Origin of the sequence: Acinetobacter sp. LMB-5 (assembly GCF_001541635.1) — a bacterium.
In the GTDB taxonomy this organism is placed as follows: domain Bacteria; phylum Pseudomonadota; class Gammaproteobacteria; order Pseudomonadales; family Moraxellaceae; genus Acinetobacter; species Acinetobacter pittii.
The window spans coordinates 1-320 of the sequence record NZ_LRDR01000122.1 but is presented as its reverse complement, the minus strand read 5'-3'; the positions used below and the strand labels follow the sequence as shown (position 1 = coordinate 320).

Here is a 320-nt window from a genome sequence, read left to right as displayed (position 1 = left end):
TTCATCTGAAAATTATTAGTTACATATATAGAAACAATAATAAATAACACAACAGTGATACTGGCAAAGACTCTACCACTATTAAATAGATTGCTAACGGTAATGATATAAGTTGTAACGGAGCCAAAAAGAATCGTCTTAAGCTTGCCACTCTCATCATTAAGGCTCTCAAAGTTCTTATAAATGAGATAAAGAAAACCCAAAGGACCACCTAAGAAAACTGAAAGCAAAACTTGATTTGGAGAATACATTTTCACTGGATAGCTGCTTGTATTTCGATCGTTACCCAACATCTTGTTATTAAGTTCTATATTCATAAT

The 320-nt window shown here is 31.9% G+C and carries 1 protein-coding gene; it reads right to left on the bottom strand.

From position 1 onward, the window contains the following. Positions 1-257, bottom strand: a 257-nt coding sequence (locus AW165_RS20000; RefSeq protein WP_212823962.1) for a hypothetical protein, incomplete at its 3' end; no start/stop codon positions are given. Between the last annotated feature and the right edge of the window lie 63 nt (positions 258-320).